Source organism: Gemmatimonas phototrophica (assembly GCF_000695095.2).
GTDB classification, from domain to species: domain Bacteria; phylum Gemmatimonadota; class Gemmatimonadetes; order Gemmatimonadales; family Gemmatimonadaceae; genus Gemmatimonas; species Gemmatimonas phototrophica.
The window spans coordinates 1,620,139-1,633,363 of sequence record NZ_CP011454.1 but is presented as its reverse complement, the minus strand read 5'-3'; the positions used below and the strand labels follow the sequence as shown (position 1 = coordinate 1,633,363).

The window sequence follows — 13,225 nt, the reverse complement described above, 5'->3', positions numbered from 1 at the left end:
CCCCGGCCCCTACTTTCGCGCCTGCCGCAACACCACCCGCCCGGCCCGGGCGCCGGTGGCTTTCCCACGCTCCACCGCCATCGTGCCATTCACGATCACCGTCTCAATGCCCGTGGGATACTGGTGCGGTTCGGTAAAGGTGGCCTGATCCTTCACGGTGTTGGCGTCGAACACCACCAGATCGGCCACGGCGCCCGCCTTGATGACCCCACGGTCGGTCAGGCGCAGCCGCTGCGCCGGCATCTGGGTCATTTTGTGAATGGCCAACTCCAGCGACAGCAGCTTTTGGTTACGCACATACTCGCCCAGCACGCGCGGGAAGGTGCCATACGCGCGCGGGTGCGGATGACCATCACCGGGGCGCGACAAGCGTCCATCGCTGGCCACCATCATGAACGGCGACGCCATGATGCGTCGCACATCGCCTTCGTCGAGCACATGATAGATGGCGTTGGCACCGCCCTTGAGCATTGCGTCGAGCACCAGTTGCGCGCCGTTCTCGGGCGTTGGTGCAAGGTTGCGCCGCGCGGCCCAGTCCTTGAGCGTTTTGCCTTCCAGGGTCTTGTCCCAGTTCACACGAGAGAACTGCACACGCGCCAGATCGCCGCCGCCACGATCGTTCAAGATGTTGAAGATGATGCCGCGCGTAATGCTGTCCTTGAGCGCCGGCACCGCCAGACGCTGACGGAACTCGGCGTCGCCACCCGCCATGGCCCAGCTTGGCACCAGTACACCAAGGTTGGTATGCGTGGCGGTGTACGGATACTGATCGATCATGACATCGGTACCCGCTTTGCGCGCGCTGTCCACCATGGCCAGCGTAAGCACACTCTTGCCCCACATCTGCTGCCCCACGGCCTTGTGGTGTGTGAGGACCACGGGGATTTTCGCGCGTCGGCCAATCTCCAGCGCCTCACCCACACCATCGAGCAGGCCGATGCCTTCCTTGCGCAAGTGCGACGTGTAAATGCCACCACTGTCGGCGGCACTCTGCGACAACGCAATCACCTCGTCCACATGTGAGTACGTACCCGGCAGATACAGCAATCCGGTGCTCAACCCAAAGGCGCCCTGCCCCATGGCCTGTGCCACCAGCTGCTTCATGCGCGCCAGTTCGGCGGCGTTGGGTGCGCGCGCGGCCATGCCCAGCACACTGCGCCGGATATCGTTGTGCCCAACGAGGTAGCCCACGTTGATGCCCGGCTTCGCCGTACGCACGCTGTCCATGTACGGGGCCAGCGGCAGCGGCGAGCCGCCATCGGGGCCGCCCAGTGCAAACGTGACGCCTTGCCGCATCGCGCTTTCCATGAGCGGCATATCAAGCAGTGGCTCAAGATGCGCGTGCAGGTCAATGAAGCCCGGTGAGACCACTTTACCCGTGGCGTCCACAATGCGCGTGGCACCGGCGCGCGACAGATTGGCGCCCACCGCCACAATGCGGTCGCCGCGCACCGCAACATCAGCCACGCGCCCCGGCGTGTTGGTACCGTCAATCACAGTCCCGTTCACGATGAGCAGGTCCACGCCCTGGGTACGCGCCGGCAGCTCGGTACGGGCAAAGAAAAACCCGCCGGCCAGAAGGCCGACGGGTAGTCCCAGGCGCCAGAAGGCGCGCATCACTGCACTCCGTTCAGTGTCACGTCGAACACCAACGTCGCGTTGGGCGGAATGGCACCACCCGCGCCGCGGTTACCGTAGGCGAGGTTGGAGCCGATAACCAGCTTGCGTGAGCCACCCACCTTCATGCCGACCACACCCTGATCCCATCCCGGAATCACTTCGCCGACGCCGAGATTGAAGGAAATGGTGCCCTGGTCAAACACCTGCCCGTTGGTGAGCATGCCCTTGTACGCCACGGAAATACGCCTGCCAGCCACCGCTTCGGCGCCGGTACCGACCAGCGCATCGCGGACGTAAAGGTTTTCGTTGACCTTGGTCATCTGCGCGATGACCACCCCAGTTGCAGACGCGTACGTTTCCACGGCGGGATTGGATGGAATGTTTGGGGCCGTACTTTCGGCGGTACTGCAAGCAGACATCAACGCCACCGCCCCGATCATGGGCGTAACGCGACGAGCAAACGAGCGGAGCGACTGAAGTAGCGACATGTCCTGACGGCTGAAGAAGCGGACGGATGCGGCGGGCATCCGGTGAACAACACGGCTCGCCGGAAAGTCACCCGGCGACGCTCATAACCTCTTAAAGATATCCGGTTTCCCGTTGCGCGGGACGTCCGGTTCCATGTACGCTCACTCACCATGAGTGTTTTGCGACCCACGCCACCGGCGGACGCCCTCGAACTGGTTCCCCTCGACCGCCGGCCCCCGACCGGCGCGGTGGAGTCGGCGGAGTTTGCCGCGGCGCGGCGATTCATCCTGCAGTTGGCCCGCCAGTTACACCAGCACGGCACACCGGCTCATCGACTCGAAGCCACCCTCTCCGTCCTGGCCCAGCAACTGGGCGTGCAGGCGGAGTTTTTCTCCACCCCCACCAGCATTATGGTGGGCATCGGCGATCTCGAACAGCAGCGGGTCCACCTGCTACGGGTTGAGCCCGGGCAACCCAATCTGGGGCACCTTTCCCAACTGGGAGCCATCACCCGTCAGGTCATGGACGGCGAGATCACGCCGGCCGAAGGGCTGCGGCGCATTGAGGTCATGGACGCGCAACCGCCCGTCTATCCCGAATGGCTGGTGATGGTGGCGTTCGTGCTGTCGTCGGCGGCCATTGCCTGCTTTCTGAAGGTCCGGGCAGGTGATGTCCTGGTGGCGTCGCTCCTTGGTCTCGTTACGGCCATCACCTCCATCCTTGCCTCGCGCAGCGAGAACACCCGCCATGTCACCGAACCACTGGCGGCCTTCGTCGTCAGTGCGCTGGCCTTCACGCTGGACGGGGTGCTGCGTACGCGCACCGGGTACGCCACGTCGCTGGCCGGGCTGGCCGTATTGCTGCCGGGGCTCACGTTTACCGTGGCGCTTACCGAGCTGTCTACGCGTCACCTTGCCTCGGGCACCGCGCGATTGAGCGGGGCCATTGTCACGTTCCTTGGCCTGGGATTTGGACTGGCCTTGGGTGCCAAAGCCGGCGGGGTGGCGGGCGAGGCGCTGCGCGATGTGTTTCCCATGCTCGCCGGCGCACTGCCACGCTCGGTGTTGCCGGTGTGGGCTGAATGGGCTGGGCTGGTGGTGGCGCCACTGGCCTTCACGGTGCTCTTGAGTGCGCGTCCCACGGACGCGCCGCTCATTGTGATGGCCTGTGCCGCCGCCTATGTCACCAGCAAGCTGGCCGGCGCCGCCGTTGGCGAAGAACTCGGCGCGTTCCTTGGCGCCTTCGTGGTGAGCGCCGGCAGCACCCTGTTGGCACGGGCCCGTCGCGGAGTGGCGATGGTCACGCAGGTGCCCGGACTGCTCATCCTGGTGCCCGGCAGTATTGGCTTTCGCAGCATGACGTCGCTGCTCGGCCAGGAAGTGGAGACCGGAATCCAGACCGGTTTCCGCGTGGCCATTGTGGGCATTTCGCTCGCGGCCGGGTTGCTGGCGGGCAATGTGGTGACGCGGGCGAAGGGGAGAATCCGGAGCTGACCGGTGGGGCCGGCAAAAGACAAGACGGCAGACGGCAGCCACACCGATGGCCGTGGGCAGTTTCAGGACGCTTGCTGTACGTCCTGTACCGTCTTTATGAACCCCGCGCGTCCCCACATGAGCAGTGTGGCTGCGATGGTCATCCCAACCACCGTGGTGATGGCCAGACTCCAGCGGAGTGCCAACGGATCGCCGAAGACCTTATCAGTGAGCAGCGCGACGGCCGTAGGTCCGAGGGCACCGGAGACAAGGTTCACCACCAGCTGGTAGATCGCGCTCCCCTGTCCGCGCATGCGTGGCGGCATGGCTTCCGCGATGGCGGCGTTGGCGGCGCCCCAGGGCATGGCGGCAAATACGTTCACCGGAACGAGCAACCCGACGACCAGTGCCACCGAGGGAACCACCGGATACAACCCGGCACAGATCAGCATGGCGACGGCGCCCAGGATCCCCACCCGCAGCGGTGCATCAACGTGTCCTTTGCGGGCCCACGCATCGTTCAGGCGACCGCCCAGCATCACGCCAAATGGGCCAATGGTAAAGGTGAGAATGCCTTGCAATGTCCCGGCCTGCTGCACCGTCCACCCGTGCGTGCGAATGAGAAACGTGGCCAGCCAGAAGCCGATGGCGTAGTTGACACTCGCCGATGCCGCAAAGCCAAACGAGATGGCGCCAATCGTGCGCACGTTGCGCCGTACGTATTGCATGACCTCTGCAAACGGCACGTCGTTGTTTGCAGCCTGTGCTGGCGTTGCCTGTTTCCGGGGCTCACGAATGGTGAGCGCCAGCAGCGCAATGAGGAGCCCGGGCAATCCCACCCAGAAGAATACCGTCTGCCACGGATAGACGGCGCCCACCAGAGGCAACTCAATCAGCCCCGGCTTGTCCACACGCCCCACCACGTACGCCCCAAGTGCATACGCGACGCCCGATCCGGCAAACGTCCCTACCATGTAGGTACTCATGGCTGTGCCGAGCTGCTTGCGTGGAAAATGGTCAGCAATAATGGACACCGCTGCCGGTCCAAGCGTGGCTTCTCCAACGCCCACGCCAATGCGCGCCGCAAAGAGTTGTCCGAACGAGCGGGCAACCCCCGTGCACACCGTCATGACGCTCCACACGGCCACGCCAATGGCCACAATGCGTGGACGGAGTCCGCGATCAACCCAGCGCCCAATGGGTAATCCCAACACCGAGTAGAAGAGGACGAACCCCAACCCGGCCAACAGACTGACCTGCGTATCGGTAATGCCAAGATCGCGTTTGATGGGTCCCACCAGCAGCGACAGAATCTGCCGGTCCACAAAACCGGACACGTTGGCCACGGTGAGGACGGCGACAGCATACCACGCCTGCGCCGGGGTCACCCGCGGGGCGGCGTTCTCGGAGGCAGAAGAATGTGTCACGCTTGTAAGCTGACGGGCGACTCCCACAAATGCACCCACCTTCCGTACTATTCGGGATGCTCCGTTCGTCCGCCGTTCTTTCCCGCCGTGCCGTTCCTGACGTCCCCGATCTCGCCAACTGGGACGAATTCCTTGATGCGCAGGTTGGCGCCGGTGCGCTCCATCCGCTTGAGGCCTCGCTCGCCCGCAGTCTTCCGGCGGCGCGACGGGCGACCTTCGTGGCGGGACGTGTGGCACTGCGGGACGCCATGGCGCAGTTGGCCGATGTGCCACTGACTGGAAACACCCCAGTACTGCGCACCCACCGTGGGGCGCCGCTGCTGCCGCCGCAGATTACGGGGTCCGTAACCCACAAGAGCACGCTGGCCATGGCCGCCGTGGCGCCGCGGCAGGGCACCCTGCAACACGTGGGGCTCGATCTCGAACATCGGCCCACCGAGGCCGACCTGCAGCGGCCGTCGGTCGCACGCAAAATCCTCACGGCCCGTGAGTTTGCGACCCTCGAGCAGTTCGAAGACGCTTCGCTCGCCCAACGCGAACATGTCCTGGTGCATTTTGCACTCAAGGAAGCGGTGTACAAGGCGATCGATCCGTTTGTCGAACGCTATGTCCGGTTTACGGAGGTCGAGCTTAACCTTTCAGATGCCAGCGATGTGCAGGTCACACTGCACCTGCCGGAACCGGCCGTCTCCGCCGTTCGGGTGGAAGCTCATTGGCACACCGATGGCGACTGGATTGTGGCGGCGGCGTACAGTCACTTGCGGTAGCCGTTCCTACCGCCGCCGCGCCACATGCCGCGCGATGCCGCCAAACAGGTGCTGCTGCACGGACACCACCTCAAAGCCTTCCTCGACCAGCAACGCCGTGAACTCGGCTGCGGTCATGAAATGGGAAATGCTGCGTGCGATGTACCCGTAGACCACCGGATCACGGTGCCAGAGGTAGCCCACCATGTCGCCGGCGATCTGCAGGTATCCCAGAAACAGCACCCGCCATGGCGCGAAGGCCGGGCGATAGAAGTCGAGCGTGACCAGCACCCCATCGGGGCGCAGGACGCGGGCCATTTCGCGAATGGCCCCGCGCGCATCCGGTACGTTCCGCACGGCATAACTGGCGGTCACGACGTCCACGCTCGCGTTGTCCTGCGGCAACGCCATCATGTCACCCACCATGGGGTGCACCGCGGTCATGACATCCGGGTCGCGGCGGGCCAGCCGAGCCCGCGCCTGGTCAATCATGCGCGGTGAGGCATCAAGCGCGTCCACCTGCACCCCCGGCCACAGTCGGGCGAGCGCCACGGCCAGGTCGCCCGTTCCGGTGGCCAGGTCGAGCGCGCGCTGCACCGGGCGAATACGCCGAGCGGCCTCACGAACGGCGTCCATGGCCTCCCGCTTCCAGCTGCCGTCCATGCCGAACGAAAAGAGCCTGGTAAAGCGATCGTAGCGCGGCGCAATCACATCAAACATGGGCGTGACAAACGCCTGCTTGATGGACGGGTCCGACAGATGCGTTTCCACGTCGAGGGTACGGAGCACCTGCTCCGGGGGCGGGGTATATTCCCCAGTGGAGTGAGTCATGGCCAAGAGTAACCTGCCCGAGGCCATCAACGCATCGCCCTGCCCCGCATCAGTGAGCCCTTCCCAACGTACCCGCCGTGGCGTCATCAGCTTCAGCACTTTGGTGCTGGTGCTGGTCGCGCTCAGCTGTACGGTGCTGGTGGTCAGGCGCATGACCGACGACACCCCGGTGATCAACCTCATTGCCGATCATGGGGTGGTAGCCGGCACCGATACCGCACCGGCCACCGCCCCGCTCGTGCAGCAGGCCATTGGAACAGCCACGGCCCGCGATGTGCGCGGCAAAGTGGTACCGCTGGTCCCCAAGGGAGAGCCCACCATTGTCATGATGAGCTCGGTGACTTGCAGCTGGTGCAAGCGCGCGCTGAAAGACTTTGGGGAAATGGCCGCCGGGCGCCCCATTCCGCATCTCACGCTGCTCACGCTTGAAGGCGCCAGCGACGGCATGGCCATGCTCGACAAGGAATCGCTGACCGGGGCTCGACTGGTGGGCCCGGTCGGGAGCAAGGAGCAGGTGCTGCTCACGTTCCGATATCCCGGCACCCCCACGTTCGTCGCCGTGGATAAGAACGGGCGGGTGATTCGTACGATTCCGGGGTATCCGGTGCGCCCGGAACTGGAGCGGCTCTTTGCCGTGATGGTTGGCGACGCCGACGCGCCCTGACGGATTACGCGGCGGAGAGATGCCTTACGCCGCCGGCAATCGCTGGACCCGCTTCCACTCCATCACGATCAGGACCGTGAACGCGGTGATCGACAGCGCCGAAACGGCACACCAGCGGCAGAAACCCTGCAGAATGATGAACTCGGCGTACTTGAGCCGCAGGGTGAAAATGAACGCCGGAAAGATGAGCAACTGCAGCACCCGCACCGGCCACTTCTCGTCTTCGAACTTTGGCATCGCCGCGATGATGGCGACCAGCACAATGACCGCGTACCCCACCGCGCCAATCATCGCCACATCGATCCCCATGAACCATCCGTAGCGGCTCCCCTGGATGTACTCACATCCATGGCTCCCTCCGCCGCAGGCCAGCGAGCCAGCCAGCCCAATCTTCCAGAGGTGCAGGTAGGTGGCCACCAACGCGTTGATGAGGGCAACAACGGCGATGAACTTGCGAATGGTCACGGAGCGCTCACAGGTGGACAAGGCAGACCGATACCGGTCCCGGAAAGTTCTGTTCGATATTTACACCAGAACCCGGGACACCGGCATGGATCTGCGCATGGTCGTGTGCCCGCTATCCAAGGGCAGTGTCGGGAAGTAGCTTCGCGCGCCATGACCACCCGCTCCCGTACTTCCCCTGCTGAGGCGCTGCTGGCCACCCGCAAAGTGGCCGCCCAGCGTTGGCGTATTGCCGTTGTACTCACGACCGGCATGGTGCTGGTCTACTTCGGGTTCATCGCGTTGGTGGCCTTCCAACCGGCGTTGCTGGGCACCCTTGTGACCGAGGGACTCTCGGTCGGCATCGTGCTCGGGGCCTGCGTCATCGTGGCCGCATGGATTCTGACCTGGAGCTACATCTCCTGGGCCAATCGCGTCTATGATCCGGCACTCGCGGCGCTCAAGATCACGCACGAGGATGCGCAATGAGCTGGCCGCTTCTGCAGGCAGCCACCACGGCGGCCGGCCCTGCCACGGCGGGCACCTCCTTCGGCACCCCCGACCCGGTAGCCATCGGCTTCTTCGCTGTATTCATCTGCATCACACTGGGTATTACCTACTGGGCGGCGAGGCGCACCCAAACCGCCGAGCACTTCTATGCGGCCGGTCGGTCGGTAACGGCGGGACAGAATGGGTTTGCCCTCGCCGGCGACTACATGAGCGCGGCATCGTTTCTGGGTATCGCCGGCCTCGTCTCCACGAGTGGGTTCGATGGACTGATCTACTCCACCGGCTGGCTGGTGGGGTGGCCGGTCGTGCTCTTTCTCATCGCCGAACCGCTGCGTAATCTGGGGCGCTACACCTTTGCCGACGTCGTGGCTGCCCGCCTGAATCCGGTGCCGGTACGCATCAGCGCCGCGTACGGCACGCTCGCCACCATCGCGTTCTATCTCATTGCGCAAATGGTGGGCGCCGGCAGTCTCATTCGCCTGCTCTTTGGCATTCCGTACGAAACGGCGGTCATGATTGTCGGCGCCGCCATGATGGCCTATGTGCTCTTTGGCGGCATGCTGGCCACCACGTGGGTGCAGATTGTGAAGGCCGTGTTGCTGCTGGGCGGCGCCGCCCTGCTGGCGCTGTTGGTGCTCTCCAAGTTCGGCTTCGACCCGCGGGCACTCTTTGCCGCCGCCGCGACCAAATACGGTGCCGGTGTGCTTGCTCCGGGCAAGCTGGTCTCCAATCCGTGGGACGCCATTTCACTGGGGCTCGCGCTCATGTTTGGCACCGCCGGGCTGCCCCACATTCTGATGCGCTTCTACACGGTGCCTGATGCCGTGGCGGCGCGGAAATCGGTGTTCATTGCTACCGGTCTCATTGGGCTCTTCTACCTGATGACGTTCATTCTGGGCTTCGGCGCCATGGTGCTGGTGGGCCCCGATGTCATCAAGAGCATCGACGCCGGTGGCAATATGGCCGCGCCCATGCTGGCCGAGCTGCTGGGAGGGCGCCCCTTCCTCGGCTTCATCGCCGCCGTGGCCTTCGCCACCATTCTGGCCGTCGTGGCTGGCCTCGCGCTCTCCGGCGCGGCCGCCATCTCCCACGACCTGTGGTCGAGCGTCGTGCGCAAAGGGCACCCCAAACCGGGTGAGGAGCTCAAGGTGGCTCGCTTGGCCACCATTGGCTTGGCCCTGGTGGCCATTGCCCTCGGGGTTGCCTTCAAGGGGCAGAACGTGGCGTTCATGGTGGGACTGGCCTTTGCCATCGCGGCCAGCGCCAACTTTCCGGCGCTTGTGCTGAGCGTCTTCTGGCGCCGCACCAGCACCGCTGGAGCCGCCGCCAGCATGGTGGTAGGGACCACGGCCACTCTCGCGCTCATTGCTCTCTCCCCCGCCGTGCAGATCGACCTGCTGCACAAAGCCACTGCCATCTTCCCGCTCAAGAACCCGGCCCTGGTCACGATCCCGCTGTCCTTTCTCACCGGCATCGTGGTATCGCTGCTCTTCCCCGACCAAAATGGCGATGCCCGCTACGAGGCGCTGGAGGCCAGGCTGCTGCTGGGGACCGACCAGTAGCGCGACCGTCGGACGCGCAGCAAAAACTGCCGCCCGGCTCCCCGTCCCACGAAGTTCAACAAGGCGCTCACGATGTCGGACACGTCTCCGATACGTGGGCGCCTTGCCGTACCCGGCAACTTTGTCCCACTCCCCCGTAAGGGACGCTCGGCAGTAAACACCCATCCTGAGGACTCGGCATTTTTCGCCGCCTCACAAAACTTGCTTTGACTCACGCAATCAACAGCGACCAACGACTATGCTTTAACTACCGACTAAATATAGCGTTACACACCTTTTCCACATCCCTGCAGCCCGCTGGCTGCACGGGCAGACGTTCGCTGGCATGGTGGTTGCTCTACTGTGGAGTGCCGCATCAGCTCGGGCTGGTGAGGTGCGGGAGACTGGCCGACGCAGGTTATGGCTCCCGATGGACTCCGTGGACCCTCCTCCATGTTTGACCGACTTGCTCTGCGCACCGCCTTTTGGGGTACGCTCGCGATCCTCTCAGCGCTCACCATCATGATGACCACCGGAACCGTTGCGCTGCCCAGCTTTGTGGCTGCCGCTCCGTTCCTGTCGGCCGTTTCGCTGTTGGTGGCCATTACCGGGTGGAGACTCCTCCACCGGGAACTGCTGCGCCGCATGCAGGAAGATTCGGCGGTCCAGGCCCGCATCCGGCGTCTCAACGATGCCATGCAGTCCAGCATGGACGGGATGTACCTGCTCCGGTCCATCCGAGACAACAACGGAGAGATCACCGATTTCGAAGTCACGGAGACCAATACGCGCGGCGCCACCCTGCTGTATCGTCAGCCGCGTCAGGTAACCGGCCTGCGCATCCGGCGCGATCTGCCCGGCTTCGGCGAGCAGCTTTTTGACCGGTATGTAGAAGCCGTGACCTTCCAGACGTCAGTGCATGAAGAGGCGCGCACCAACCGCCGCCTGCTCAATGCCAGCTGGGTCATGCATCAGGCCACGCCCATCAACGATGGCCTGGCCATCACCCTGCACGACATCAGCAACTGCAAGCGTGAAGAACTCCGCCTGCGCAAAGCGTCGTTCACCGACGACCTGACCCGACTGCACAACCGTCGGGGGTTCATGTCGCTGGCCGAGCAGCAGTTGCGCCTGGCCCGACGTCACGGCAAGGACGCCGTGGTGATGTACGTGGATATGAACGGCTTCAAGGACCTCAACGATACCTTCGGTCACGCGGTTGGCGACAAGGCACTCGTTGAAGTGGCGAAGCTGCTGCGCAGCACCGTCCGTGACTGCGACGTCGTGGCGCGGTTGGGCGGTGATGAGTTCACCGTACTGGCGCTCGATGCCGACGGTCTCGGGGCCCGCGTGATTCAGAAGCGCATCGAAGAACAGCTATCGCGCCTCAACGACTCCCGCGTACTCCCGACCTCGCTCGGATTGACCATTGGGCATACCCGGGTGCGCCCGTCAGACCCGGCTGGCATTGCCGAGTTGCTGTCGCGGGCCGACCAGCTGCTTTATGCCCGAAAGCGTCGCCGCGCCCTCACGGCAACGGTTCAGAACGAGAAGCCGGTCCGCGCTCCGCGCCGTACTCCACGAGCGGTACCGGCGGTGCCCACGCTCGCCATCCCGCCCGAAGTCGCGGCGGTGGCCATGGCCACGGCGCGCAAACTTCCCGCGAACCGTCCCGTCAATCCGCTGCCGCCGGCGTTGCCGATGGAGCGCGGCGTTACCAGTCCGGTGTAGCCGGCGTGGTGGGTTCTTCTTCCTGGAGCCCTTCAATCAATCGGCGCCACCACGGACGCTGATCTCCTGCACGGCGTGTCGCCCGCACCACCTGGCGCCACGCCGCGCGCATTTCCTGGGCATCGGCCCACCGGTCTTCCACGCGCTGCGCAAGACCACGCGCAATCCACGATCCCAACTCGTCCGGAAAACCATCCTGCTGCAGGCGCTCCGGGAAAGAATCGGAGAGTTGCTGGGCAAGGATGTACTCCGCCGTGCCGTCGCCAAAAGGCGGACGGCCGGAGAGCACGAAGTACACAATGCTGGCCAGTGCGTACAAATCGGTGGCCGGCCCCTGCGCTTCGCCCAGCAACTGTTCGGGCGCCGCGAATGACGGCGTGCCCGATGTGCCGGCCTTTTCATCACCAAGCGCGTAGGCAATACCAAAGTCGCCGATACGCCACCGCCGATACCGATCGATGAGGATGTTTTCCGGCTTGAGGTCGCGGTGAATGATGCCGCTGGTGTGTGCAGCATCCAACGCCTCCAGCACCTCGTCCACCTGTGGCGCAATCTCCTCGAACGGACGTGCCCCACTGCGTGACACGAGGTTGGCCACCGAACCGCCTTCGGCGAGTTCCATGGTATACCACACCACGCCACCGCGGCTGTCGGTGTCGTAAATCGGCACGATGGCGGCGTGCGCCAGCTGCGCCGCCAGTCGCGCTTCCCGACGGAAACGCGCCACGGCGTTGTCGTCCCTGGCGATATGCGGATGCAACACCTTGATGGCCACTTCGCGCGACAGCGACAAGTCCCGGGCGCGCCACACACTCCCGAACTGACCGGTACCCAACGGCGCCAGTATTTCGTAGTCGTCCGCTGTTGCCCAGCGCAGGCGCCCTTCGGCCGAATCGAGTGCGGTGGGAAGCTCGTCGCCTTCGGGGGCAATGAGTACCGGTCGCACGGAGACGTGACGATCGAGTTCGCGCAGCATGCCGGCGATGCTGGGATATCGGTCAGCCGGGTCCACCGACAGCGCGCGCTCCAGCACCGTGGCCAGCGCAGCCGGGCAGTCGCTACGCAGCAGCGCCAAGGGGGGCACATCGTGCTCAGGCGGCGTTTCTCCGGTGAGCATCATGAACAACATAGCGGCCAACTGCCATTGGTCTGACGCGGCCGTCGGCTTCCATTCACCGGGAGCCCATTCAGGCGCCCACGGGGTGAAGGCCGGGTCGGGCATCAAACCCGCGGGACGATGCTCCTTGGGGAGCACCCATTCCCATCCCAGCAACCAGAGCCGCCCGCCGGGGGTGAGCCACACCGTGCTGGCCGAGACGGCACCGTGCGCCGCCGCCGTGTCGTGCAGATATGCCAGCGTACTCCCGGCTTCGCGAAGGACCTGAAAGCCCACCTGAATGGACTCCGGTCCCAGACGCGACACACGCGAATACACCGTTTCGCCGCCGATCCACCGCCGCAGGTAGCCGGGGCCTCGCCGGCTCTCCTGATACGACGCCCAATAGTGATACGTCGTGGGAATGGACGGGTGATTGCGGTGCGCCAGCGAACGCGCCTCCTGCAACAGCCACTCGGCATGCGCGTCGTCGGGGATGCTCACCAGCGAGAGGGAGCGCCCCAAGGCATCCACCACTTCCTGATAGTGGCGGTGCTCCCGTCGGATCGCTTCGTCCCCCCACGTCCACCCCGGTGGCAACTGCCACGAGGCAAGATGCGGCGGTGGAGACGCAGTGTGGACTTGGTCCGACGTCAGGAGAGGATCTGCCATATCTCT

12 protein-coding genes are annotated in these 13,225 nt (G+C 64.6%); 6 read left to right on the top strand and 6 right to left on the bottom strand.

All coding sequences use genetic code 11. The features are described from left to right. Positions 1-9 precede the first annotated feature (9 nt). Both GEMMAAP_RS06775 and GEMMAAP_RS20920 read right to left on the bottom strand, forming a co-directional pair. Positions 10-1,617 carry an N-acyl-D-amino-acid deacylase family protein gene (locus GEMMAAP_RS06775; protein WP_082821126.1) on the bottom strand — a complete coding sequence of 536 codons (1,608 nt, stop codon included), beginning with the start codon at positions 1,615-1,617 and terminating at the stop codon, positions 10-12. Then, positions 1,617-2,147 (bottom strand): FKBP-type peptidyl-prolyl cis-trans isomerase, encoded by a 531-nt coding sequence (locus tag GEMMAAP_RS20920; protein ID WP_238588191.1) that lies wholly within the window; start codon positions 2,145-2,147, stop codon positions 1,617-1,619. Before GEMMAAP_RS20920 ends, GEMMAAP_RS06775 begins: the two co-directional genes overlap by 1 nt. A 111-nt stretch (positions 2,148-2,258) precedes the next feature. Here GEMMAAP_RS20920 and GEMMAAP_RS06765 point away from each other — a divergent pair, with 111 nt between their 5' ends. Beyond that, positions 2,259-3,581: a threonine/serine exporter family protein gene (locus GEMMAAP_RS06765; protein WP_053334349.1), complete on the top strand. Its 1,323-nt coding sequence runs from the start codon at positions 2,259-2,261 to the stop codon at positions 3,579-3,581. 62 nt (positions 3,582-3,643) lie between these two features. On the opposite strand, the gene GEMMAAP_RS06760 is transcribed toward GEMMAAP_RS06765, so the two are convergent. After that, positions 3,644-4,987, bottom strand: coding sequence for a spinster family MFS transporter (locus tag GEMMAAP_RS06760; RefSeq protein ID WP_158514761.1), 1,344 nt, complete (start codon positions 4,985-4,987; stop codon positions 3,644-3,646). Positions 4,988-5,043: 56 nt separating this feature from the next. Between GEMMAAP_RS06760 and GEMMAAP_RS06755 the strand changes: the two genes are divergently transcribed. Next, positions 5,044-5,754 carry a 4'-phosphopantetheinyl transferase family protein gene (locus GEMMAAP_RS06755; RefSeq protein ID WP_026850353.1) on the top strand — a complete coding sequence of 237 codons (711 nt, stop codon included), beginning with the start codon at positions 5,044-5,046 and terminating at the stop codon, positions 5,752-5,754. Positions 5,755-5,760: 6 nt separating this feature from the next. Here GEMMAAP_RS06755 and GEMMAAP_RS06750 read toward each other — a convergent pair whose 3' ends face one another. Next, positions 5,761-6,564 carry a ubiquinone/menaquinone biosynthesis methyltransferase gene (locus GEMMAAP_RS06750; RefSeq protein ID WP_158514760.1) on the bottom strand — a complete coding sequence of 268 codons (804 nt, stop codon included), beginning with the start codon at positions 6,562-6,564 and terminating at the stop codon, positions 5,761-5,763. Positions 6,565-6,616: 52 nt separating this feature from the next. Here GEMMAAP_RS06750 and GEMMAAP_RS06745 point away from each other — a divergent pair, with 52 nt between their 5' ends. After that, on the top strand, positions 6,617-7,228 hold the full coding sequence (locus GEMMAAP_RS06745) for a TlpA family protein disulfide reductase (protein WP_158514759.1): 612 nt from the start codon (positions 6,617-6,619) through the stop codon (positions 7,226-7,228). A gap of 24 nt (positions 7,229-7,252) precedes the next feature. On the opposite strand, the gene GEMMAAP_RS06740 is transcribed toward GEMMAAP_RS06745, so the two are convergent. Continuing rightward, entirely contained in the window at positions 7,253-7,693 is a 441-nt protein-coding gene (locus GEMMAAP_RS06740; protein WP_026850351.1) for a vitamin K epoxide reductase family protein, read from the bottom strand. A gap of 150 nt (positions 7,694-7,843) precedes the next feature. On the opposite strand from GEMMAAP_RS06740, the gene GEMMAAP_RS06735 reads away from it, so the two are divergent. From GEMMAAP_RS06735 to GEMMAAP_RS06725, 3 genes are all read left to right on the top strand, one after another. Continuing rightward, positions 7,844-8,158 carry a DUF485 domain-containing protein gene (locus GEMMAAP_RS06735; protein ID WP_026850350.1) on the top strand — a complete coding sequence of 105 codons (315 nt, stop codon included), beginning with the start codon at positions 7,844-7,846 and terminating at the stop codon, positions 8,156-8,158. Further along, complete coding sequence (locus GEMMAAP_RS06730; protein ID WP_053334346.1) at positions 8,155-9,741, top strand: sodium:solute symporter family transporter; 1,587 nt, start codon at positions 8,155-8,157, stop codon at positions 9,739-9,741. The genes GEMMAAP_RS06735 and GEMMAAP_RS06730 overlap by 4 nt, the downstream gene beginning before the upstream one ends. A gap of 432 nt (positions 9,742-10,173) precedes the next feature. After that, positions 10,174-11,451: a GGDEF domain-containing protein gene (locus GEMMAAP_RS06725; protein ID WP_053334345.1), complete on the top strand. Its 1,278-nt coding sequence runs from the start codon at positions 10,174-10,176 to the stop codon at positions 11,449-11,451. Here GEMMAAP_RS06725 and GEMMAAP_RS06720 read toward each other — a convergent pair. After that, entirely contained in the window at positions 11,435-13,219 is a 1,785-nt protein-coding gene (locus tag GEMMAAP_RS06720; RefSeq protein ID WP_082821120.1) for a protein kinase domain-containing protein, read from the bottom strand. The two genes, GEMMAAP_RS06725 and GEMMAAP_RS06720, sit on opposite strands and share 17 nt — an antisense overlap. Positions 13,220-13,225: the final 6 nt, after the last annotated feature.

Coding starts and splice junctions, on each gene's coding strand:
- GEMMAAP_RS06730 (WP_053334346.1), top strand. CDS start 8,155: ATGAGCTGGCCGCTTCTGCAGGCAGCCACCACGGCGGCCGGCCCTGCC.
- GEMMAAP_RS06755 (WP_026850353.1), top strand. CDS start 5,044: ATGCTCCGTTCGTCCGCCGTTCTTTCCCGCCGTGCCGTTCCTGACGTC.
- GEMMAAP_RS06765 (WP_053334349.1), top strand. CDS start 2,259: ATGAGTGTTTTGCGACCCACGCCACCGGCGGACGCCCTCGAACTGGTT.
- GEMMAAP_RS06735 (WP_026850350.1), top strand. CDS start 7,844: ATGACCACCCGCTCCCGTACTTCCCCTGCTGAGGCGCTGCTGGCCACC.
- GEMMAAP_RS20920 (WP_238588191.1), bottom strand. CDS start 2,147: ATGCCCGCCGCATCCGTCCGCTTCTTCAGCCGTCAGGACATGTCGCTA.
- GEMMAAP_RS06750 (WP_158514760.1), bottom strand. CDS start 6,564: ATGACTCACTCCACTGGGGAATATACCCCGCCCCCGGAGCAGGTGCTC.
- GEMMAAP_RS06725 (WP_053334345.1), top strand. CDS start 10,174: ATGTTTGACCGACTTGCTCTGCGCACCGCCTTTTGGGGTACGCTCGCG.
- GEMMAAP_RS06720 (WP_082821120.1), bottom strand. CDS start 13,219: ATGGCAGATCCTCTCCTGACGTCGGACCAAGTCCACACTGCGTCTCCA.
- GEMMAAP_RS06775 (WP_082821126.1), bottom strand. CDS start 1,617: ATGCGCGCCTTCTGGCGCCTGGGACTACCCGTCGGCCTTCTGGCCGGC.